This window comes from Sphaerisporangium sp. NPDC051017 (genome assembly GCF_040683095.1).
Taxonomy (GTDB): domain Bacteria; phylum Actinomycetota; class Actinomycetes; order Streptosporangiales; family Streptosporangiaceae; genus Sphaerisporangium.
Window position 1 is genome coordinate 44,661 of the sequence record NZ_JBFBCI010000045.1, and the last position, 22,214, is coordinate 66,874.

20 protein-coding genes are annotated in these 22,214 nt (G+C 71.3%); 7 read left to right on the top strand and 13 right to left on the bottom strand.

Annotation, left to right across the window (positions count from 1 at the left end; translation table 11 throughout):
* Positions 1-22 precede the first annotated feature (22 nt).
* Entirely contained in the window at positions 23-520 is a 498-nt protein-coding gene (locus tag AB0M95_RS29060) for an ATP-binding protein (RefSeq protein WP_363771121.1), read from the bottom strand.
* Positions 521-783: 263 nt separating this feature from the next.
* Between AB0M95_RS29060 and AB0M95_RS29065 the strand changes: the two genes are divergently transcribed.
* On the top strand, positions 784-1,692 hold the full coding sequence (locus AB0M95_RS29065) for a helix-turn-helix transcriptional regulator (RefSeq protein WP_363771124.1): 909 nt from the start codon (positions 784-786) through the stop codon (positions 1,690-1,692).
* A 39-nt stretch (positions 1,693-1,731) separates the two neighbouring features.
* Here the strand turns inward: AB0M95_RS29065 and AB0M95_RS29070 are convergent, their stop codons facing one another.
* Entirely contained in the window at positions 1,732-3,009 is a 1,278-nt protein-coding gene (locus AB0M95_RS29070) for a cytochrome P450 (protein ID WP_363771126.1), read from the bottom strand.
* Positions 3,010-3,160: 151 nt separating this feature from the next.
* Positions 3,161-5,560: an FAD-dependent oxidoreductase gene (locus tag AB0M95_RS29075; RefSeq protein ID WP_363771129.1), complete on the bottom strand. Its 2,400-nt coding sequence runs from the start codon at positions 5,558-5,560 to the stop codon at positions 3,161-3,163.
* A gap of 71 nt (positions 5,561-5,631) precedes the next feature.
* Between AB0M95_RS29075 and AB0M95_RS29080 the strand changes: the two genes are divergently transcribed.
* Complete coding sequence (locus AB0M95_RS29080; RefSeq protein WP_363771132.1) at positions 5,632-6,606, top strand: phosphotransferase; 975 nt, start codon at positions 5,632-5,634, stop codon at positions 6,604-6,606.
* Positions 6,607-6,687: 81 nt separating this feature from the next.
* Positions 6,688-8,247, top strand: coding sequence for an amino acid permease (locus tag AB0M95_RS29085; RefSeq protein WP_363771135.1), 1,560 nt, complete (start codon positions 6,688-6,690; stop codon positions 8,245-8,247).
* A 51-nt stretch (positions 8,248-8,298) separates the two neighbouring features.
* On the opposite strand, the gene lipB is transcribed toward AB0M95_RS29085, so the two are convergent.
* Both lipB and AB0M95_RS29095 read right to left on the bottom strand, forming a co-directional pair.
* Complete coding sequence (gene lipB, locus AB0M95_RS29090) at positions 8,299-8,958, bottom strand: lipoyl(octanoyl) transferase LipB (RefSeq protein ID WP_363771138.1); 660 nt, start codon at positions 8,956-8,958, stop codon at positions 8,299-8,301.
* 71 nt (positions 8,959-9,029) lie between these two features.
* Entirely contained in the window at positions 9,030-9,221 is a 192-nt protein-coding gene (locus AB0M95_RS29095; protein WP_363771141.1) for a PspC domain-containing protein, read from the bottom strand.
* A gap of 194 nt (positions 9,222-9,415) precedes the next feature.
* Here AB0M95_RS29095 and AB0M95_RS29100 point away from each other — a divergent pair, with 194 nt between their 5' ends.
* Positions 9,416-9,991, top strand: a complete 576-nt coding sequence (locus AB0M95_RS29100) for a hypothetical protein (RefSeq protein WP_363771144.1) — start codon at positions 9,416-9,418, stop codon at positions 9,989-9,991.
* On the opposite strand, the gene AB0M95_RS29105 is transcribed toward AB0M95_RS29100, so the two are convergent.
* From AB0M95_RS29105 to deoC, 5 genes are all read right to left on the bottom strand, one after another.
* Positions 9,948-10,973: a YbhN family protein gene (locus AB0M95_RS29105; RefSeq protein ID WP_363771147.1), complete on the bottom strand. Its 1,026-nt coding sequence runs from the start codon at positions 10,971-10,973 to the stop codon at positions 9,948-9,950. The two genes, AB0M95_RS29100 and AB0M95_RS29105, sit on opposite strands and share 44 nt — an antisense overlap.
* A gap of 155 nt (positions 10,974-11,128) precedes the next feature.
* On the bottom strand, positions 11,129-11,605 hold the full coding sequence (locus AB0M95_RS29110) for a hypothetical protein (RefSeq protein WP_363771150.1): 477 nt from the start codon (positions 11,603-11,605) through the stop codon (positions 11,129-11,131).
* Positions 11,606-11,635: 30 nt separating this feature from the next.
* Entirely contained in the window at positions 11,636-12,508 is an 873-nt protein-coding gene (locus AB0M95_RS29115; protein WP_363771152.1) for an aldehyde dehydrogenase family protein, read from the bottom strand.
* 185 nt (positions 12,509-12,693) lie between these two features.
* The gene (locus AB0M95_RS29120) at positions 12,694-14,133 is read right to left on the bottom strand and encodes an aldehyde dehydrogenase family protein (protein ID WP_363771155.1); all 1,440 of its coding nucleotides are present in this window, start codon (positions 14,131-14,133) and stop codon (positions 12,694-12,696) included.
* Positions 14,134-14,144: 11 nt separating this feature from the next.
* A complete protein-coding gene (deoC, locus tag AB0M95_RS29125) occupies positions 14,145-15,098 on the bottom strand; it encodes a deoxyribose-phosphate aldolase (RefSeq protein WP_358517306.1) in 954 nt (317 codons plus the stop codon).
* A 274-nt stretch (positions 15,099-15,372) separates the two neighbouring features.
* Here deoC and AB0M95_RS29130 point away from each other — a divergent pair, with 274 nt between their 5' ends.
* From AB0M95_RS29130 to AB0M95_RS29140, 3 genes are all read left to right on the top strand, one after another.
* Complete coding sequence (locus AB0M95_RS29130; protein WP_358516821.1) at positions 15,373-15,540, top strand: hypothetical protein; 168 nt, start codon at positions 15,373-15,375, stop codon at positions 15,538-15,540.
* A 274-nt stretch (positions 15,541-15,814) separates the two neighbouring features.
* Positions 15,815-18,736, top strand: a complete 2,922-nt coding sequence (locus tag AB0M95_RS29135; protein WP_363771158.1) for an AAA family ATPase — start codon at positions 15,815-15,817, stop codon at positions 18,734-18,736.
* 335 nt (positions 18,737-19,071) lie between these two features.
* Positions 19,072-19,638, top strand: coding sequence for a TMEM165/GDT1 family protein (locus tag AB0M95_RS29140; RefSeq protein WP_363771161.1), 567 nt, complete (start codon positions 19,072-19,074; stop codon positions 19,636-19,638).
* Positions 19,639-19,907: 269 nt separating this feature from the next.
* On the opposite strand, the gene AB0M95_RS29145 is transcribed toward AB0M95_RS29140, so the two are convergent.
* The 3 genes from AB0M95_RS29145 to AB0M95_RS29155 form a co-directional block, all read right to left on the bottom strand.
* Complete coding sequence (locus AB0M95_RS29145; RefSeq protein ID WP_363771164.1) at positions 19,908-20,957, bottom strand: UDP-N-acetylmuramate dehydrogenase; 1,050 nt, start codon at positions 20,955-20,957, stop codon at positions 19,908-19,910.
* Between the two features lie 144 nt (positions 20,958-21,101).
* On the bottom strand, positions 21,102-21,530 hold the full coding sequence (locus AB0M95_RS29150; RefSeq protein WP_358516829.1) for a MaoC family dehydratase: 429 nt from the start codon (positions 21,528-21,530) through the stop codon (positions 21,102-21,104).
* Between the two features lie 2 nt (positions 21,531-21,532).
* Positions 21,533-21,982: a MaoC family dehydratase N-terminal domain-containing protein gene (locus tag AB0M95_RS29155; protein WP_363771167.1), complete on the bottom strand. Its 450-nt coding sequence runs from the start codon at positions 21,980-21,982 to the stop codon at positions 21,533-21,535.
* Positions 21,983-22,214: the final 232 nt, after the last annotated feature.

Consider the following 22,214-nt stretch of genomic DNA (forward strand, 5'->3'; position numbering starts at 1 on the left):
GTCCGGCCGCGCGAGACCGGGGTCAGGCGGAGGCGCGGCGCTGGTGGAGGGTCGCGGGGGTGGTGAAGGCGGCCCAGACGAGCTTGCCCCGGCCGTCGAACAGGCGCCAGCCCCAGGAGCAGCTCAGGCTCTCGACCAGGCGCAGGCCGCGGCCGGTCTCGGCGAAGTAGTCGGCGTCGGTGACGACGGGCGGGCGGTCGGTGGGGTCGGCGACCACGCACACCAGGTGGGAGGCGTGGTGGAGCAGGCGGATGCGGGTCGGCTCGCCCGCGTGCCGGACCGCGTTGGTGACCAGCTCGGAGATGACCACGCGCGCGTCGTAGGACAGCTCCCCGAGACCCCAGTCGCTCAGCGTGGCGACGGTGAAGTCGCGCGCGGTCTTGATCGACGTGCCGGTGCGCCCCAGCCCGGAGAGCTCCGCGTCCACCGGCTCCCACAGGTTGTACTCCATCGTCGGCAGGAGCCACCAGGGAGCCTCACCCCGTACCACGTTCTGCCGGCGTACCAGGTGTGCGGTCATCGGGATCCTCGCTACGTTGGGCCGTTGGCGCGGTCGGGGGCATGACGTGGGAGGTCAATCTTTCTTCACTGGGCGTACGGGTGCAAGAGCAGATGCACGTGCAGATCGAATTTTCTCCAACAAAATCCCGACAGCTACCCCTATGACGTGCACATAACGGCATCAGTGTGAGAAATGCCGCCATCACCCGCTGTGTACGTCGCTCGACGAGGGATGAGACACTGGCGCGTCAATCACTGATCCACGGCTCTCAGGGAGCTCCCATGACGTCGGCGCCCGGTCCCGAACACCGGCCAGAGGACAACGATGTCCTCGCCTACTCACGGGGCGGTCCCACCGTGCTCCGGATCCTCCTCGGCGCCCAGCTCCGCCGCCTGCGCACCGCCCGCGACATCAGCCGCGAGGAGGCGGGCCACGCCATCCGCGCCTCGCACGCCAAGATCAGCCGCCTTGAGCTCGGCAGGGTCGGGTTCAAGACCCGCGACGTCGCCGACCTGCTGACCCTCTACGGCGTGACCGACCCCGGCGAGCGGAGCACGTTCGTCGCCCTCGCCGCCCAGGCCAACGCCCCCGGCTGGTGGCACAAGTTCAGCGACCTGCTCCCCACGTGGTTCGAGCTGTACGTCGGGCTGGAGGAGGCCGCCTCCATCATCCGCACCTACGAGATCCAGTTCATCCCGGGCCTCGTCCAGACCGAGGACTACGCCCGCGAGATCATCAAGCTCGGCCACGCCAACGCGAGCGCCGAGGAGATCGACCGCCGCATCGCGCTGCGGATGACCCGGCAGGAGCGCATGACCGGCCCGGACGGGCCGCGGCTGTGGGCCCTGGTGGACGAGGCCGCGCTGCGCCGCCCGCTCGGCGGCCGCGCGATCATGCGCGCCCAGGTCGACCGGCTCCTGGAACTGATCGAGATCCCCACCGTCACCGTCCAGGTCATCCCGTTCGGTCACGGCGGGCACGCGGCGGCGGGCGGCCCGTTCACGATCCTGCGCTTCGCTGAGCCCGAGCTTCCCGACGTCGTCTACATGGAGCAGCTCACCAGCGCGCTCTACCTCGACAAGCGCGAGGAGACCGACCCCTACATGCGGGTGATGGACCGGCTGTGCGTCGAGGCCGCCACGGCGTCGGAGTCGCGGCGCTTCCTCACCACCCTGCGCGACGAGATCTAGCCGAGGTCCAGGCGGCCCCAAGAGCCCCGTGCCAGAGGGTCAGAGCTTCACCGGGAGGCGGGCGAGCCTCCAGGAACCGGGCATCGGCTGGCGCTCCAGGTCGGCGGGGTCGACGGCCAGCGACAGGTCGGGGAAGCGCCGCAGCAGGGCCTCGAACGCGACCTCCCCCTCCTGGCGCGCCAGCGCCGCGCCGAGGCAGTAGTGCAGCCCGTACCCGAAACCGACGTGGGTCTCCTTGCGCCCGGCATCCGGCTCGCGGGTGATGTCGAGGCGTTCGGGGTCGTCGAACGCGCGCGGGTCGTGGTTGGCTCCCACCAGGACGGCCATCACGGTCTCGCCCTTGCGCACCGGCATGCCGCCGACCGTGAGGTCCTCGGTCGCGTACCGCATGCGGGTGGCCTGCACCGGGCCGCACCAGCGCATCAGCTCGTGGACGGCGCGCGGCGTCAGCGCCGGGTCGCTCCTGAGCAGGGCGAGCTGGCCGGGGTGGGTGAGCAGCGCGGCGGTGCCGTTGCCGATCAGGTGGGCGGTCGTCTCGTGCCCGGCCAGGACCAGCGTGAGCACGAGCGTGACCATCTCGGTGTCGCTGAGCCGGTCGCCGTCCTCGTCGTGCGCGCGGATGAGCCCGGTCAGCAGGTCGCCGGTCGGCGCGGCGCGGCGGCGGTCGATCAGCTCGTGGATGTGCGCCACCATCTCGCGCAGGGCGTCTCCCATGCCGCCGTTCTCCAGCGTGACCAGCGCCTTGCCCCACGCCCGCCACCGCGGGCGGTCCTCCTCGGGGATGCCCACCAGCTCACAGATGACGGTGATGGGCAGCGGGTAGGCGAAGTGCTCGATCAGGTCGGCGACGCCGTCCTCGGCCGTGGCCGCCAGCCGGTCGAGCAGTTCCTCGGTGATCTGCTCCACGCGGGGCCGCAGCTCGGAGACCCGGCGGGCGGTGAACGCGCGCGAGACGAGCCTGCGCAGGCGAATGTGGTCGGCGCCGTCGGCGTCCAGGACGCTTTCCAGGACGTACTCGGCCAGGTCGGCGGGGATGCCGCGGGCCCCGAGCTCCCGCCGGCGGATGTTCTCGACGTCCAGCCCCGGCACGCTGGCCGGGTTGTTCACGAACCGGTGGTCGCCGAGCACCATCTTGACGTCCTCGTACCGCGTGGCCAGCCACATCGGCGTGCCACGGCCGAAGAACGTGCCCCGGACCAGCGGCGCCTCCTCCCGCAGGCGCCCGTAGCCCGCGAAGGGATCTGCCATCAGGCCGGGATCCATGAGGTTGACCGTCACGGGGTCGCGGCCGGTGTCGTCGGCGGCGGGAGTGCCCATGCTCGCCCTCCTGTGCTGAGGTTTCGCCTGGTCGGTTCGCCTCGTTCCGGCTCGGCGGGCGGCGGCCCGCGCGGGCGGAGCGCCGGGTGACGAGGGCCCATAGGTTGTGTGTATTCACGCCACGGGCCCGCCTCAACCCTGTCCGGCGCCGCTACGTGCCCGGCAGGCCGCGGACGCGCTTGTTGCCCGGGTCGTAGAGCGGCTCGGAGACGATCTCGGCGGCCACCCAGGAGCCGTTAGCGCCGACTTCGACGTCCCCCGGCTCGTCCCCGGCGGGCAGGTAGGTGTAGGCGATCGAGCGGTCGACGCGGTGGCCGTACCCTCCGCTGGTCACCCGGGACGCGGGGACGCCGCCGACCCGGACCGGCTCCCCGCCGAGGCACACCTGCCGGGGGTCGGCGAGCACCAGGCACCGCAGCGTCCGGGCGGGCGCGCCGAGGGCGTCGCGGCCGAGGAACTCCTTGTCCCGGTGGACGGCGAAGCCGAGGCCCGCCTCGATCGGGGTGGTCTCGGGCGTGATGTCCAGCCCCCAGACGCGGTAGCCCTTCTCCAGGCGCAGGCAGTCGAGGGCGCGGTACCCGGCCGGGCGCATGCCGTGCGGCAGTCCGGCCTCCATGAGCGTGTCCCACAGCGTCAGGCCGTACTCGGCGGGGCAGTACAGCTCCCAGCCGAACTCCCCGGCGAACGTGACGCGCTGGGCGAGCACGGGCACGTACCCGACGCTGATCTCCCGGGCCCGCAGGTAGCCGAAGGTCAGGTCGTCGCCGGTCAGCTCGCCCAGGATGGCCGGCGCCTTCGGGCCCCACAGGCAGTAGCAGGCGTACGCGGAGGTGACGTCCCGCACGTCCAGGCCGTGGCGGCGCAGCCAGGCCGCGTCGTGGACGCCGAAGGCCGTGCCGGTGACCACGCGGAAGCGGTCCTCGGCGAGTCGCGTGACGGTGACGTCCGCCTCGATGCCGCCGCGCTCGTTGAGCATCTGCGTGTAGACGACCGAGCCGACGGGACGGTCCAGGTCGCCCGCGCACAGCCGCTGGAGGCCTGCCAGGCCGCTGATCTCCAGCTTGGCGAAGGAGGTCTGGTCGAACAGGGCGGCGGCGTCCCGCGTGGCGAGACATTCGGCGCGGATCGCAGGCGACCAGACGCGGCCGGCCCACCCGGCGGGGCGGAACTCCTCCCCCTCGTCCTCCGGGCCCGGCGCGAACCAGTTCACCCGCTCCCAGCCGGCCTTCTCGCCGAACTCGGCGCCGAGGGCGGCGTGGCGCGGCCAGGCCGGGGAGCGGCGCAGCGGGCGGGCGGCCGTGCGTTCCTCGCCGGGGTACACGATGTCGTAGTACTTGCCGTAGGAGTCCAGGGCCTTGGCCCGGGACCAGCGGGAGCCCCGCGCGTGGGCGCCGAACCGGCGGATGTCCATGCCGAAGACGTCGTACTCGGGCGAGCCGTCGACGATCCACTCGGCCATGACCTTGCCGACCCCGCCCGCGGCGGCGAGGCCGTGGACGCAGAACCCGGCGGCGACCCACAGCCCGGCGACGGCGGTCTCGCCCAGCAGGAACTCGCCGTCGGGGGTGAAGGCCTCCGGGCCGTGGACGACCTTGGCGAACGCGCCGGGCTCGGTGCCGTCGAGGTCGCGCAGGTGGGGCAGGCGGTGCCGCGCCGAGTCCCACGATTCCTGAAATTTCGGCATATCGGGGTCGAAGAGCGTGCGCGGCTCGGCCAGCGGCGCGGCCGTGTCCCAGATCTGCGGGTTCCGGATGTACCCGCCCACCAGGATGCCGCCGCCCTCCTCCCGGAAGTACACGATGTTGTCCGGGTCCCGCACGGTCGGCGTGGTCGCCGGCGCTCCGGACGGCGGCGTCACGACGTACTGGTGCTTGATCGGCACGATGGGCACGTCCACCCCGGCCAGCCGCCCGATCGTCCCGGCCGCCGCCCCCGCCGCGTTCACCACGGTCTCGGTGGCGATGACCTGCTCGCCGACCCGCACCCCGCGCACGCGCCCGTCCCGCACGTCCAGCCCGGTCACCTCGGCGCCGGTCACGATGCGCACGCCGAGCTTCTCGGCGCCCGCCGCGAGGGCCCGGGCGAGGCTCGCGGGGTCGAGCCAGCCGTCGCCGGGCAGCCACAGGGCCGCGCGCACGTCGGCGACCTCCATCAGCGGCAGCATGTCCCGCGCGGCGCCGGCCGAGAGCAGCTCCATGTCGAGCCCGTACGTCTCGGCGGCGCCGGCCTGGCGGAGCAGCTCCTCGTGCCGCTCGGGGGTGGTGGCGAGCCGCAGCCCGCCGACGCCGTGCCAGCCGGGGTCGAGGCCGGTGAGCTCCGCCAGTTCGGGGTACAACCCGGCCGAGTACATGATCATGCGGGTCTGGGTGACCGTGGACCTGAGCTGGCCGACGAACCCCGCCGAGTGCCAGGTCGTCCCTTCCGTCAGCTCGTGCCGTTCGAGGAGGATGACGTCCGTCCAGCCGTGTCGCGCCAGGTGGTAGGCGACGCTGCATCCGGCGACACCTCCACCGACGACCACGGCCTGGGCCTCGGCGGGAAGTTTCACCATTGGTACCCCCGTGTAACAACCAGCCCGGAGAATCGGATCAATGGTCTGAAGGTAGACCAAAGGAGGCTCGCGTGCCAGATGTCCTCACCTCGGCACTCGAACTCGTCACGGCCTGGGCCGGCCGCCCGGTCACCCATACCCAGATCAAGGGCGGCCTGAGCCACAGGATCGTCCTGGTCGAGACCGCCGAGGGCGACCGCTGGCTGCTGCGCGTCCTGGACCCGCGCGTGTCCGCCGTAGGGCTCGGCATCCCCCTCGACCTGGAGATCGCCAACACGGTGTCCGCGGCGAGCACCGGCGTCGGCGCGAAGGTGCTGCTGCGGCTGCCCGGCGCGGTGCTGCTGGAGTACATCGACGGCGTCACCCTGGACGCGGCGGCCGTACGGGACCCGGCCATGGCCGGGCGCATCGCGGAGGCCTGCCGCCGCCTGCACGCGGGCCCGCGCTTCGCCACCGACTTCTCGATCTTCCGCAAGCTGGAGGAGCTGCTCGGCCTGTGCCACACGCACGGGCTGAAGATCCCGCAGGGCTTCGAGGACCGGCTTCCGGTGGTGGCCGAGATCGAGGCGGCCCTGGAGGCGCGCCGCTCGCCGGACGTCCCCTGCCACAACGACCTGCTGCCGGAGAACTTCATCTTCGACGGCACCGCGGTCCGCATCGTCGACTACCAGCTCTCCGGCAACTACGACCCGGCGTTCGAGCTGGGCGACATCGCGGCGGAGGCGGACTACGACCAAGAAATGGTCAAAAGGTTGACGAATGCGTACTTCGGAGACGAGGATCCCGCGGCAAGAGTTCAGCTTTTTCTGATCATGTCCAACTTCACCTGGACCCTGTGGTTCAGCGTCCACCACGGCCTGCTCGCCGAACACGCCGCCGCGGCCGACCTCGACTACGACGCCGAAGCCGCCGACAAGTTCGCCCAGGCCGTGCGCGACCTGGACGATCCCGGGTTCGGCCCGCTCATCGACGGCGCCCGGGGACGACGGCCCCCGTCCCGTCCCCGCCCGCCGTCGCCTCCCCGTCCGACCGACCGCCCCGGGTAGAGCGCCGCTCTTCCCGACCGTCATCTCCACTCAGCCCGACGCGCACCCCCCACGGCACCACCGCGCACGCAAGGAGGCCCGATGGCCCAGCAGTCCCACCTCGACGACGACGCCGAACGCCTGGCCCAGCTCGGCTACAAGCAGGAGCTGGCGCGGACGTGGAGCGGCTTCTCCAACTTCGCGATCTCCTTTTCGATCATCTCGATCCTGGCCGGGTGCTTCACCACCTTCGCCCAGGCGTGGAACAACGGCGGGCCGCTCGCCATCTCCGTCGGCTGGCCGGTGATCTCGGCGTTCATCCTGATCATCGGCTTCTGCATGTCCGAGCTCGTCTCGGCCTACCCGACGGCGGGCGGCATCTACTGGTGGGCCGCCAAGCTGGGCCGGCCCGTCCACGGGTGGTTCACCGGCTGGCTGAACCTGATCGGGCTGATCGCCGTCACCGCGTCCGTGGACTACGGCTGCGCGACGTTCCTGAACATCACGATCGGCCTGTTCGACGAGGGCTGGGCGAGCGGCGACGCGCTCAAGCAGACGTTCCTGCTGTTCGCGGTCATCCTGGTGCTGCACGCGCTGATCAACATCTACAGCCACCGCCTGATCTCGATCCTGCAGAACATCTCGGTGTGGTGGCACGTCGCCGGCGCGGCCGTGGTGATCCTGATCCTGGTCTTCGGCCCCTCCGAACACCAGAGCGTGGGCTTCCTGTTCGAGCGGTTCAACAACTCGGGCTTCGGCGACGGCACCTCCGGCCCGGCGTTCTGGCTGTACGTGCTGCCGCTCGGCTTCCTGCTCACCCAGTACACGATCACCGGCTTCGACGCCTGCGCGCACGTGTCGGAGGAGACGCACGGCGCCGCCATGAGCGCCGCCAAGGGCCTGTGGAAGTCGATCTTCTACTCGGCCATCGGCGGCTGGGTGCTGCTGCTGTCCTTCCTGTTCGCCGCCACCGACGTGGACGCGGTCAACAAGGCGGGCGGCTTCGTCGGCGCGATCTTCGAGTCGTCGCTGCCGGCGAACCTGGTGAAGGTGGTCTTCCTCATCTCGACCATCGGGCAGTTCTTCTGCGGCATGAGCTGCGTGACCTCGATGTCCCGCATGACCTACGCGTTCTCCCGCGACGGCGCCATCCCCGGCTGGCGGCTGTGGTCACGCGTCGACAAGAACAGGACGCCCGTCAACGCGATCATCGCCGGCTGCGTCGTGGCGCTGCTCATCACGATCCCCGCCCTGTACGCGCCGGAGGGCTCCACGACGCCGGTGGCGTTCCTCGCCGTCGTGTCGATCGCCGTCATCGGGCTCTACCTGGCGTTCCTCATCCCGATCTGGCTGCGGCTGCGCATGGGCGCGGCGTTCCAGCCGGGGCCGTGGACGCTCGGGAGCAAGTACAAGGCGTTCGGCTGGATCGCGGTGATCGAGATCATCGTCATCTCGATCTACTTCGTCCTGCCGATCAGCCCCGCCGGGGTGCCGGGCGCGGACGACTTCGCCTGGACCGCCGTCAACTACGCGCCGATCGCCGTCGGGGCGGTGATCCTCGCCATCGCCGTCTGGTGGTTCGTCTCGGCCCGCCACTGGTTCAGCGGCCCGCGCCGCAACATCGAGGAACTGCCCGCGGGAAAGGCCGAACCGGTCGGCTGAGCCTGTGCCTCATCGGCTCGCGCCCGCGCGGCGCGAGCCGATGAGGGTTCGTCAGATGGAGGACGCCTCGAAGGCCCCGGCCACCACGCGGCGGACGCGCTCGGCGTCCGGGGCGGAGGCGACCTCGTTGACCAGGGACGTCATCTCGACCTCCGGCATGCCGCACGGCACGGCGTAGTGCCACGGGTCCAGGTCGCCGTCCACGTTGAGGGCGAAGCCGTGGCTGGTGACGCCCCGCCCGGCGCGCATGCCGATCGAGGCGATCTTCCGGCCGGTGTCGCGCGTCCAGACGCCGGTGAGCAGCTCCGACCCCGGGGGCGTGTCGCGCCGCTCCGCGGCCAGGCCCAGCTCGCCGAGGGCCTCGACGAGCCGCAGCTCGACCTCGCGGACGTAGTCGACGACGCCCTCGTCCGGCCGCAGCTTGACGATCAGGTAGCCGACGAGCTGGCCGGGGCCGTGGTAGGTGAGCTGGCCGCCGCGGCCGGTCGCGACGACGGGGATGCCCCGCTCGGGGTCGGGCAGGTGCTCGGGGAGCGTGCGCCTCCCGACGGTGAACACCTGAGGGTGGCTGAGCAGCCACAACGTGTCCGGCCGCTCGTCCTGCTGGCGCGCGGCGACCAGCTCGGCCATGCTCTCCATGGCCTTCTCGTAGTCGACCAGGTCGTCCTCGATCAGGGCCAGCGGCCGCGCGCGTACGATTCGTTCGCTCACAGTCCGAGCGTACGTCCTATGAATGGATGATTCGGGCGCCGTCGCCGCGCGGCGCCCCGGTCATGGGCGGGCTACCAGCGCCCGGCGCGGGGCGGCGCCTTCGGGATCAACACCCACAAGAGCAGGTAGATGAGGAACTGCGGCCCCGGCAGAATGCAGGAGAGCACGAACAGCAGGCGCACCATCGAGGGGCGCCATCCCCAGCTCTCGGCGAGGCCGCCGCAGACTCCCGCGATGATCCTGTGTTCTCGTGACCGATGCATTCGTCTCCTCCCCCGGATCTTCTTCCAGCCCGTCCAACGAAGGAGATCCATGCCCCGTTCCGGGGACGTCAGTCGTTCGGGGGAAATCAGGGTCGTCCCGGAGGGAGGTCAGGGTCGTTCCGGGGTGCGGGCCATGACGCCGTGCCCCTGTGCAGACCCCTTACAGTGGCAATCCCCCGACCATGGAGAGCGACGTGGACTTCGCGACCTTACAATCACAGCGCCGGCTGCTGGTGCGCCAGAAGATCACCATGATGGTGAACCGCTATGCGGTCCATCTTGAGCAGCCCGACGGGTCGGAGGGCCCGATGGTCGCCTTCGCCGAGCAGAAGCGGATGGCGCTCAAGGAGCAGGTCACGCTCTACACCGACGACTCCCGCGAGTACGTGCTCGCCGGGTTCAAGGCCCGCAAGGTCATCGACCTCGCCAGCGGCTACGACGTCGTCGACCACAACGGGCAGCCGATCGGCTTCTTCAAGAAGGACTTCGCCAAGTCGCTGCTCCGCTCGACGTGGCACTTCCAGCAGCCGGGCATGCCGACCTCCACCGGACGGGAACGCAGACTGCTGGTGAGCCTGCTGCGCCGCACCGAGTTGCTGTCGTGGCTGCCGTATCACTTCGACTTCGGGGTGGGCGCCCAGATCGCGTTCTCGGTGGACCGCGTGTGGGGCCTGCGCGACCGCTACGTGGTCGAGATCCACGACCCTCGGCTCGACCGGCGGCTGATCATCGCGATGGCCGTCGCTCTGGACGCGCTCCAGTCGCGATGAAGTTCAGCACCAGCCAGGCGCCCCATCCCGCGATCAGCACGCCCCAGTACGAGATCAGCCGGTAGATCGCCACCACGGCCGCGGCGGCGGCGCCCGTCATTCCCGCTCCCACGAAGGTCGCGGCCATGCCGATCTCGGTGACGCCGAGGCCGCCGGGGACGAGCGCCATCACGCCGGCGGCCTTGGCTGCGACGTAGCCGAGCAGCACCGTGTTCGGGCCGACGGAGACGCCGGTGGCCAGGCACACGGCCACCAGGCAGCCGACGTCGAGCAGCCAGTTGAGCAGCGCCAGGCCGGGCAGGACGAACGCGTCGCGCCGCGTGAGCGAGATCGCCGCGCGCGCGTCGCACACTCCCCGCACCATGGCGCCCATGCGCCCGCCGCGCCCGGCGAGCCACCGGACGAGGCCGCGCGGGCGGAACCTGACCGTCAGGGCGACGGTCAGGGCCAGCGCCGCCAGGATCCACGCGGCGGGGGCGCGCGTCGCGGGCTCGGCCAGCAGGGCGACCACGCCGAGCGCGAGGAAGGTCATCGTGGAGAACACCGCGAGCAGCACGAGCGTGGCGGCGATGAGCGGGGTCGTCGCGCCGAGCACGCGCAGTTGCCGGGTGGTGTACGCGACGCTGAGCACCTGGCCGCCGGGCAGGGAGTTCGACACCGCGGTGCGCGCGTAGGTCACGGCCACGGCGCGCGGGAGCGTGAGCCGGGCGCCGCCCGCCGCGAGCAGGTGCCGGATCAGCCGGGCGTACGCGCGCATGGACGACGTCTCCAGCGTGACGGCGACGATGAGCCAGCCGGGGTGGGCGCCCGTCATCAGCGCCCATATCTCGCCGGGGTCCGGCAGCCGGTCGCGGAACGTCACCACCACGACCGCCACACAGGCGATCATGAACAACCGCCCTACCAGCCGGGTCCGCGGCCGGGGTGGTCGGCCCGCGGGCGCCTCGGCGTCGCCCATCTCACTGGCCCTCTCTGCGGCCATCGTTCCCACCATCGCCTCCTTGTGAGGATCATGACGTCCGTGGGCGGGCCGAGCGAGTGCCGGATCCCGACAGTTGCCCGGCCCGATCTTTCCGGTTTCCCGAAACGTCCGGGCGTGCAGCGAACAGTTGGTTCACCGCTTTTGGGGAGTAGCCCTCAGATTCCGGAAGCGGTCACCGGGTGGCGAGGGGCTTCTGGCTCGGCAGAGGGCCGCCGGGCCAGAAGGACGAGCAAGGACGAGGCCGAGCAGGGCCCAGCCGGCGAGGACCGCGAGCGGCACGGCGAGCGCGGCGCCACCGAAGTAGACGACGTTCCGCACCGCTTCCGCCCCCGGTCCCACAAAGAGAAACCTGCGACCCAGGCATACCATTCCAGGACAAAGCGGGCACCAAGCGGCCCCCCACTGGCGGGCAGGCCGACCGGGATGAACAGGAGCGCCCCGAGGCCCACTCCGGCGAAGCCGATGGCCCGCAGCGGCCCCGACACGACCACCCCGATCGTCAGCACGATGCCGGACGGAACAGCGACCAGTCCGGCGAAATTCCCCGGCAGCGCGCCGAACGCCACGCCGGCCAGGAACGCCTCGCCGAGACCGGCGAGCAGGACCCCGAGCGCGAAAAAGGGCGCCGACACGTGGCCGGCGCCCTTTCATGGATGGAACGGTCAGACCCCGATCGGGTGCCAGACGGTCTTGGTCTCCAGGAAGGCCGTCATGCGCTCCACGCCCGGGTCGGCGAGCCAGTCGACCTTCCCGGTGGCGGGACGCAGCACGCGCTTGAGGTTCTCCGCGGCGTCCCGCTCGCAGGCCACCGCGAGCTCCTCCGGACAGCCGGTCAGGTCGATCGCGTTCACGTCCATGTGCGAGGCCAGCCAGGGCGCCAGCTCGGCCACCCGGCCCGTGAGCAGGTTGACCACCCCGCCCGGCAGGTCGGACGTCGCCAGCACCTCGCCCAGCGTGATCGCCGGCAGCGGCGCTCGCTCGGAGGCCACGACCACGCAGGTGTTGCCCGTCACGATCACCGGCGCGATGACCGAGATCAGGCCGAGCAGGGGCCCCGTGGGCGGCGCCACCACGGCCACCACGCCCGTCGGCTCCGGCGTCGAGAGGTTGAAGTACGGCCCCGCGACCGGGTTGGCCGCGCCGCGCAGCGCGCCGATCTTGTCCGACCAGCCCGCGTACCAGACCAGGCGGTCCACGGCGGCGTCGACCAGCTCGCCGGCCTTGCGCGCCGACACGCCGTCGGCGTCGACCAGCTCGGCGGCGAACTGGGCCCGGCGCCCCTCCAGCATCTCGGCGACGCGGTAGAGGATCTGCCCCCGGTTGTAGGCGGTCGCCCCGGACCAGCCCGGGAACGCCTTGCGCGCGGCCGACACCGCGTCGCGGGCGTCCTTGCGCGAGGCCCGCGAGGCGTTGGCCAGGAACTCGCCCTTGGAGGAGGTCACGACGTAGGACCTTCCGCTCTCCGACCGCGGGAACGCCCCGCCGATGTACAGCTTGTACGTCTTGCGAACGGCCAGCCTGCCCGGCTCAGTCATCGCCTCTCCAGGTCATCTCTTCCGGCGAGAGCCGTGCGGGCACGAACACCTGGCGGCAGCGGCTCACCCCGCAGCGGTGGGCGAACCATCCCTGACGGACGGTCGTGGTCGTGCGGCCCGCACGGGCGTAGGCGCGTCCCTTCGTGGCCTGCGCGCGGCGGGACCGGCGGGGCCTCCTGCGGTGCTCACATGGGTCGGACATCGAGATACGCCTCCAATCCGTGCCTGCCGCCCTCGCGGCCGTATCCGGACTCCTTGTAACCGCCGAACGGCGACGTCGGGTCGAACTTGTTGAAGGTGTTCGCCCAGACCACGCCGGCGCGCAGCTTGTCCGCCATCCAGAGGATGCGCGAGCCCTTCTCCGTCCACACCCCGGCGGACAGGCCATAGGGGCTGTTGTTGGCCTTCTCGACGGCCTCGGCCGGCGTGCGGAACGTCAGAACCGACAGCACCGGGCCGAAGATCTCCTCCCTGGCGATCCTGTGCGACTGCGCCACGCCGGTGAACAGCGTGGGCGGGAACCAGAACCCCTTGTCGGGGATCGGGCAGGACGCGGACCAGCGCTCGGCGCCCTCGCTCTCACCCGCCTCGCTCAGCTCCCTGATCTTCGCGAGCTGGGCCGAGGAGTTGATCGCGCCGATGTCGGTGTTCTTGTCCAGCGGGTCGCCCATGCGCAGCGTGGACAGGCGCCGCTTGAGAGCGTCCAGCAGCTCGCCCTCGATCGACTCCTGGACCAGCAGCCGCGAGCCGGCGCAGCAGACGTGGCCCTGGTTGAAGAAGATGCCGTTCACGATGCCCTCGACGGCCTGGTCGATGGCGGCGTCGTCGAACACGATGTTCGCGGCCTTACCGCCCAGCTCCAGCGTGAGCTTCTTGCCCGACCCGGCGACCGAGCGGGCGATCAGCCGCCCGACCTCGGTGGAGCCGGTGAACGCGACCTTGTTCACGTCCGGGTGGTCGACCAGGGCCTGGCCGGTCTCGCCCGCGCCGGTGACGATGTTGACCACGCCCGGCGGCAGGTCCGCCTGGCGGCAGATCTCGGCGAACGCCAGCGCGGTCAGCGGCGTCGTCTCGGCGGGCTTGAGCACGACGGTGTTGCCGCAGGCCAGCGCGGGCGCGATCTTCCACGCGAGCATGAGCAGCGGGAAGTTCCACGGGATGACCTGCGCGGCCACGCCGAGCGGCCGGGGGTCGGCGCCGAGGCCCGCGTACCCCAGCTTGTCGGCCCAGCCGGCGTAGTAGAAGAAGTGCGCGGCGACCAGCGGCAGGTCGACGTCGCGCGACTCGCGGATCGGCTTGCCGTTGTCCAGCGACTCCAGCACGGCCAGTTCGCGGGCGCGCTCCTGGATGATGCGGGCGATCCTGAACAGGTACTTGGCGCGCTCGCGGCCGGGCATCTGCCCCCACACCGCGTCGTACGCCTTGCGCGCGGCCGCGACGGCGCGGTCGACGTCCGCCTCGCTCGCGACGGCGAACTCGGCGAGCACCTCTTCGCTCGCCGGGTTGATGGTCTTCTCGCGCGCGTCGCCGAGCGAGTCGGCCCATTCGCCGTTGATGAAGAGCCCGTAGGACGGCCGGATGTCGACGACGTCGCGCGACTCGGGCGCCGGTGCGTATTCGAACATGTCAGGCCGCCTCAGTCGAGGGTGAAGTAGTCGGGGCCGGCGTAGCGGCCGGTGGTCAGCTTCTGGCGCTGCATCAGCAGGTCGTTGAGCACGCTGGAGGCGCCCAGGCGGAACCACTCGGGGGTCAGCCAGTCGGGCCCGGTCGTCTCGTTGACCAGGACGAGGTACTTGATCGCGTCCTTGGTGGTGCGGATGCCGCCCGCGGGCTTGACGCCGATCATGCGGCCGGTCTGGGCGCGGAAGTCGCGCACGGCCTCCAGCATCACCAGCGTGACCGGGAGCGTCGCGGCGGGGGCGACCTTGCCGGTCGAGGTCTTGATGAAGTCGGCGCCCGCCAGCATGGCCAGCCAGGACGCGCGGCGCACGTTGTCGTAGGTCGCGAGCTCGCCGGTCTCCAGGATGACCTTCAGGTGGGCGTCCTCGCCGCCGTCGCGGGCGCAGGCGGACCGCACCGCGGCGATCTCGTCGAAGACCTTGCGGTAGTCGCCGGACAGGAACGCGCCGCGGTCGATCACCATGTCGATCTCGTGCGCGCCGGCCGCCACGGCGAGCTCGGTGTCGCGTACCTTGACCTCCAGCGAGGTGCGGCCGCTCGGGAAGCCCGTCGCCACGCTGGCCACCCGCACGCCGGACCGCCCGAGCGCCTCGACGGCCGTCGCGACCAGGTCGGGGTAGACGCAGACGGCGGCGACCTTGGGCACGGAGGGGTCACCGGGATCGGGGCGGACGGCCTTGGCGCACATCGCGCGCACCTTGCCTGGAGTGTCCGCGCCTTCGAGGGTGGTGAGGTCGACCATCGATATGGCTAGGTCGATGGCCTGGGCCTTGGCGGTGGTCTTGATCGAGCGGGTTCCCAGCATGGCCGCCCGCTGGTCGGCGCCCACGCGATCGACGCCGGGCAGGCCGTGCAGGAATGCCCTCAGGGTCGCGTTCGTCGCCGCGACCTCGGCGAGCGGAGTCGTCAGTGTTGACACCTCCCCAGCATCGCCGACCGGCCTGATTGTTCCAAACCGGGCCACAGCCGAGACGACGGGCGACATTTCAGCAAATGTCGCCCGCACCCGGGCCGCAAGCCCGTCTAAGGCCTCCCCGGGCATGCCTAGGCGGTCCTAGGACCCTAGGAGCAAGGACCTAGGACCAAGACGACGCCTGAGATAAGGCATCCGTCCGATGTGGCGAGGGGGGCCTTAGCCGGAGGCTAAAGGTGTCAGAAAAAGGGACATCCCAAGGAGAACCCCCATGGCTCCCGAGCTTCACTACCAGCTCATCGTCGACCGAGTGGCCGAGCTCCAGCGCGAGGCCCACGACCACCGCCGGGCCCGCGAGGCCGCCGCCGGCAGGAAGTCCCGCGAGAGCGGCTCCCCCAAGCGCGTGCGCGCGGCCTTCGGCAAGCTCCGCACCTCGTGAACCCTCGGCACGACGCCCGTACCGGTCACAACAGGGCCGGCCGTCACAAGGGCACGGCCTCACGGGCGACCACCGGAACATCCCGCACCGGAAGGCGCGGGAAACGATGCACCACGAAGCCCGGCCGGAGCCTCCCTCCCGGCCGGGCAGCACAACCCCCGTGACCGGCGAACGGCGCGGGGGAAGTGACGGGGGCGGTGACCGGGGATCCGGCCGGGTCACCGCCATTACCCGTCCACAGATCACAACGTGAAAACCAGGTGCGGAACATCACATGGGTCATGACATGCTTGCCGACATGCTGGGCCGGATGGTGAGTCCCGTCTTCGTGGGACGCGAGGACGAACTACGCACACTGTCCGAGGCCTTCGAGCAGGCCCGCAAGGAGGCCGCCTCCGCCGTCCTTCTCGGCGGTGAGGCGGGCGGCGGGAAGACGCGCCTGGTCACGCGCTTCGCCGACGAGGCGGCCTGCGCCGACGCGCACGTCCTCCTCGGCGGCTGCGTCGAGCTGTCCAGGGAAGGGCTGGCCTACGCCCCCTTCACCGCGGCCCTGCGCCAACTCGTCAAAGAGATCGGCGCCGCCGAGATCGCGGCCCTGCTCCCCGACGGCGCGGCGCGCGACCTCGCAAGGCTCCTGCCCGAGTTCGGCGAGCCCAGCGGCGACCGCGAGACCGAGACCGGCCGCGCGCGCCTCTTCGAGCAGTTCCTGACCCTGCTGATCCGCCTCGCCGAGCGACGCTCGATCATCCTCGTCATCGAGGACATCCACTGGGCCGACCGGTCCAGCCGCGACCTGATCGCCTTCCTGAGCCGCAACCTCAGGACCTCGCCCGTCCTGATGATCCTCACCTACCGGTCCGACGAGCTGCACCGCCAGCATCCCCTCCGTCCCGTGCTCGCCGAGCTGGGCAGGGTCGACGGCGTGGTCAGGCTCGACCTGCCCCGGCTCAGCAAGCCCGAGGTCGCCGCGCAGATCGCCGGCATCCTCGGCGACACCCCGGAGTTCGCGCTGGTGGAGCAGGTCTACCAGCGCAGCGAGGGCATCCCGCTGTTCGTCGAGGCGCTGATGGAGCGCGAGCACGACCGCAACGTCCCCGAGTCGCTCCACGACCTCATCATCGGCTCGGTCGAACGGCTGCCCGAGGAGACCCAGCGCGTGCTGCGCGTCGCCGCCGCCGGGGGCAACCGCGTCGGCCACCGGCTCCTGAGCGCGGTCACCGACCTGTCCGACGTCGACCTCGAGAACGCCCTGCGGCCCGCCATCGCCCGCAACGTCATCCAGGTCGCCGACGGCGGCACGTACGTCTTCCGGCACGCGCTGATCCGCGAGGCCGTGCACGAAGAGATGCTGCCCGGCGAGCACAACCGCATCCACGCGCGGTTCGCCGAGGAGATCGACCGCGACCGCAGGCTCGTGCCGCCCGGGCGCGCCTCGATCGAGATCGCCCACCACTGGTACTCGGCCCGTGACCACCTGTGGGCGCTCATCTCCGCCTGGGAGGCGTCCGGGAAGGCCGCCAACGCGTTCGCCTACACCGAGCAGATACAGCTGCTGGAACGCGTTCTCGCGCTGTGGGACCGGGTGCCCGACGCCGCCGAGCGCATCAACGTCGACCAGACCACGATCCTGGAGATGGCCTCGGAGGCCGCGGTCATCAGCGGCGAGACCGACCGCGGGCTGAAGTTCGTGAAGGGCGCGCTCGCCGAGCTGGACGAGACCCTCGAACCCGAGCGCGTCGCCCACCTGCTCGTCCGCCGCTCCCAGCTCAAGAGCGACAAGGGCAGGCGCGGCGGCCTGGAGGACCTGCGCTACGCCGAGCGGCTGGTCCCCTGGCCCGGGTACACGCGCGCTCACGTCCTCACCAAGCTCGGGTCGTTCCTGATGTTCGTCAACCAGACCGAGGAGGGCTCCGCGCTCACCAACGAGGCGCTGGCCCTCGCCCGCGACATCGGCGACCAGTGCCTGGAGGCCGAGCTGCTCACCAACCTAGCGCTCGGCCAGTCCCTCACCGGCGACCTCGAGGCCGCCTACCGCACCAACGAGCGCGCCGCCGAGATCGGCCGGGGGCTGCGGACGGCGCGCATCGTGCTGCGCGCCCTGGCCAACAACGTCGACACCCTGGACAACCTCGGCCGCTCCGAGCAGGCCGTCGAGCTCGCCCTCGAAGGCGAGACGGTGGCCCGGCAGTACGGCCGGTTCCGGGTGAACGGGGCGTTCATCGCCAACAACCACGCCGAGGCGCTGGACTCGCTCGGGCGCTGGGACGAGGCCGTCGAGGTCATCGAGCAGGCCCTCGCGATGGACCCGATCCCGCGCACCCGCGGCCATCTGATCCGCGCCCGCGCCGACATCGCGGCGGCCCGCGGCGAGACCGACCTGCTCGAACGCGTCCTCGCCGAGATCGGGGCCATGCAGGGCGAGCCCGCCGAGTTCGCCCAGGAGTGGATGACCGACGCGCGGCTGCTCATCGAGCTGCACCTGCTGCGCGGAGACCCGCTCCAGGCCCTCAAGGTCACCTCGTCGTTGCTGTCGGAGTCCGGCGGGACGCAGCACTCCAGCAAGCCGATGCTGGGCTGGCGCATCCTGGCGCTGAGCCGGCGTGTCTGCGAGGCCGCCGCCGTGATCTCCCCCGAGGCGGCCCAGGAGGTGCGGGCGGCGGCGATGGCGCTCGCCGCGACCCTGGACTCCCACGGGCCGGTGACCGAGGCGTTCCGGCTGTCGTTCCGCGGCGACTTCGAGGCCGCGGAGGCCGCCTGGCGGCGCCTCGGCCGTCCGTACCCCCGGGCGAGGGCGCTGACGGACATCGCGGCCGCCGCGGCCGAGGCCGGTGACCGCGACACGGCGTCCGCGCGGCTGGCCGAGGCGCACACGATCGCGTCCGCGCTCGGCGCGCGGCCGATGGTGACCGAGATCGAGGCCCTGGGCCGCCGCGTCGGGACGACGTTCTCGTCCTCGTCCGAATCCGTCCCCGCCCAGCCCGGCGACGCGTCCCACGCCGCCACCGACCTCACCCGCCGGCAGACCGAGGTGCTGCGGTTGGTCGCGGCCGGGCGGTCGAACCGGGACATCGCGGCCGAGCTGTTCATCTCGGCCAAGACGGTGAGCGTGCACGTCTCCAACATCCTCGCCAAGCTCGGCGTCTCCACCCGCGGCGAGGCCGCCGCCGCCGCGTACCGCCTGTCCCTCCTGAGCTGACCTCCTCCCCGGCTTTCTTTACCTTGACGTGAATCGCCTGCGGGTCAGGGGATCGCGCGCACGGACGCCGGAGACGCGCTCATGAGCGGCGCTTTGGTGAACGACCTTCCGCCGGGAATCGGTTAAGGTGAGGTGGAAACACCGAAGGGGAGTAGTCCCAATCGCGTGATCGACACGCTGGCGCAAGCCCGGTCGCGCGGGCCTCGTTTCGACGAGGCGGACGAGACCTTCGGCCCTGTGGCAATGCACGCACGCCACCGGGCCGAGGTCGCACGCCTGACTTCCCGCGGTGCACGCTCCCGGCCCGGTCGCGCGACCTAGAAGGGCGACCCCCCGTGGAAGCGTTCTGGATCAGTCTCGGCGTCATCTTCGTGGCCGAACTGGGCGACAAGAGCCAGCTCATGGCCATGACGTTCGCCACCCGATTCAAACCATGGCTGGTCCTCGCCGGCATCACCATCGCCACAGCGGTGGTCCACCTGTTCAGCGTCGGTCTCGGCGGGCTCATCGGCGACGCACTCCCGAAGACCGCCATCGCCATCGTGGCAGGCATCGCGTTCTTCGGCTTCGCCCTGTGGACGCTGCGCGGGGACGAGCTCAGCGCCGAGGAGTCCCAGAAGGCGCAGCGCACGACCCGCAACGCGCTGATCGCGGTGACCGTGGCCTTCTTCCTCAGCGAACTCGGCGACAAGACCATGCTCGCGACGATCACGCTGGCCACCCAGCACGGGTGGTTCGGCACGTGGATCGGCTCCACGGTCGGCATGGTCGCCGCCGACGCCCTGGCCATCGTCGTCGGCCGCATGCTCGGCAAGCACCTGCCGGAGAAGGTCATCCGCTACGCCGCCGCCGCGGCCTTCGCCCTCTTCGGCGCGGCCCTGATCCTCGAAGCCGTCCTCTGACACTCCACGGCCCGCACCCGTTGGCACCGCCCTCATCCTTGAAGCGTCCTCTGAGATCCCCGGCCGGTACCCGTCGCCCTTGGAGCCCTCCGCTGGTGCCCTGCCCTCACCCCGGCTGGCCGGCCAGCCCCGTCTGCACCCACCCGGTGCGGCGATGGCGTCCACACCCCGCGCCCTGTGGACTGTTAATTCCGGCGCCGCGACGGCGAGAAGGGACGGCGGCGACGCCGGCGCCCCTGTACGTCGAGCCGCCCGGGCGTAGAGGAAGGTCAGAGGGTCAGGCCGATGAAGACGGGTTCGTTGACGAGGGTTATGCCGAACTTGGCTTCGACGCCGTCCTTCACCTCGCGGGCCAGGGCCAGGATGTCCGACGCGGTGGCCGTACCGGGGTTGGTCAGGGCGAGGGTGTGCTTGGTCGAGATGCGCGCCGGGCCGCGCGCGTACCCCTTGAGGAACCCGGCGTGCTCGATCAGCCACGCGGCCGGCACCTTCACGGCGCCTCCCGGAACGTCCCAGCGGGGGAACCCGGGCGCGCGGAGCTCCAGCTCAGCGGCCTCGGCGGCGCTCAGGATCGGGTTGGTGAAGAACGAGCCCGCGCTGCGTGTGTCCGGGTCGGCGGCGTCCAGCACCATGCCCTTGCCGCGCCGCAGCGCGAGGACGGCCGAGCGGGCCTCGTCGAGCGCGACCCGGCCGCCGAGCTCCACCCCGAGCCGCGCGGCCAGCTCCTTGTACGCAACAGGCCCAGATTTATCCGACTTCTCCAGCACGTACGTCACCGACACCACGACATAACGCGCGAGATCATCCTTGAACGCGCTGTGCCGGTACGCGAAGCCGCACTGGGAGGCGTCCAGATCGAGCAGCTCCCGCGCCCGACGATCGTACACGCGGACCCCGGTGATCGTCTGCGACACGTCCTGCCCGTACGCGCCGACGTTCTGGATCGGCGTCGACCCGACCGACCCCGGGACGCCCGACAGGCACTCCAGCCCGGACCACCCCTCCGCGACCGTCCGCGCGACCAGCGCGTCCCAGTCCTCCCCGGCCTCGACGGCGACCGCCACCGCCCCGTCCCCCCGGTCCAGGACCTCGACCCCCCGCGAGGAGACCTTGATCACGAGCCCGTCGAACCCGTCGTCGGACACGACCAGGTTGCTGCCGCCGCCCAGCAGCAGCACCGGCTCCCCGGCGCGGTCGGCCTCGGCCACCAGCGCGACCAGCTCGTCCCCGGAACGTGCCTCCACGAAGGCGCGGGCCGCCCCGCCCACCCTCAACGTGGTGTACGGGGCGAGCCGTACACCACCCACACGGTCAGCCATGCACCCTTCCCAGCACCCCGAAGCGTCCGCGGGCGCGAGGACACCGCGCACCGGCCCTCAAGCCTAGACCGGACCGCCCCACTCCCCGCCCATCCGGGGCACGGGCCTACCGGCCGCCCGAGCGCAGAGGTACGAAAGGGCAGGTCAGGCGAGGCGTACGGTGGCGCGGGCCTTGGACAGCACCCGGGAGTCGCCGGACCTCGCCGTCAGCGAGATGACCACCCGGTTGTCGTCCAGCTTGTCCTCGACGACGCCGCTGACCGTGATCACGGCGCCCTCGTCGTTGTCCGGGACGACGACCATGGACGAGAACCGCACGCCGTAGTCGACCAGCGCGCCCGGATCGCCCGCCCAGTCGGTGACGAACCGCCCGGCCTGGGCCATGGTGAACATGCCGTGCGCGATCACGTCGGGCAGGCCGACGGCCTTGGCGTACCGCTCGTTCCAGTGGATCGGATTGAAGTCGCCCGACGCCCCGGCGTACATGACCAGGTTGACGCGGTGGACGGGGTAGCCGACGGCCGGGATCTGCAGGCCGATCTCGACCTCGTCGTACTTGATGGTGGCGCCCATGCCTACTTCGCCCCTCCCCGCTCGATCAGCGTGTTGTAGGTGGTGCAGACCGGCTCGCCCTGGACGGTCGTCACCTGGCTCGTGACGGTGAGCAGCTCGTTGCGGCCAAGGCTGCGGATCTCGGAGATCGTGGACTCGCAGAGCAACTCGTCGCCGGCGTGGATGGGGCGGACGTACTCGAACCGCTGCTCACCGTGGACGACCATGGCGAAGTCGAGCCCCAGGTCGGGGTCGGCCAGCGCCTCCCCGGCGCCGGCGAGGGTGAACACGATGGGGAACGTCGGCGGGGCGACGACGTCGGGGTGACCGGCGGCGCGGGCGGCCTCGGGGTCGCGGTAGATCGGGTTGTGATCGCCGATGGCGGCCGCGAACTCCTTGATCTTGACGCGGCTCACCTCGTAAGAGGTGGACGCCGGGTATGTCCTCCCGACGAAATCGCGGTTCAAAGCCATCGTGCGGGTGCCCTTTCGGAACGCGAAGCTGTTGCGCCCGACGGTAACAGAACAACCTTCGGCCGTGGTCGGGCGGAAGAACGTTCCCACCCCCGCGGCCTCGCGTCATTCCGCCGGACACGGAGAACGCTAGCCCGTTTCCTCCGCGAACCGGCGGAGCCCGGCCTGTCGCGGTGATCACATCGCGGGAGCCCGCCTCGGCCCCTCACCGAGACCAGCCTCCGGCCGATCC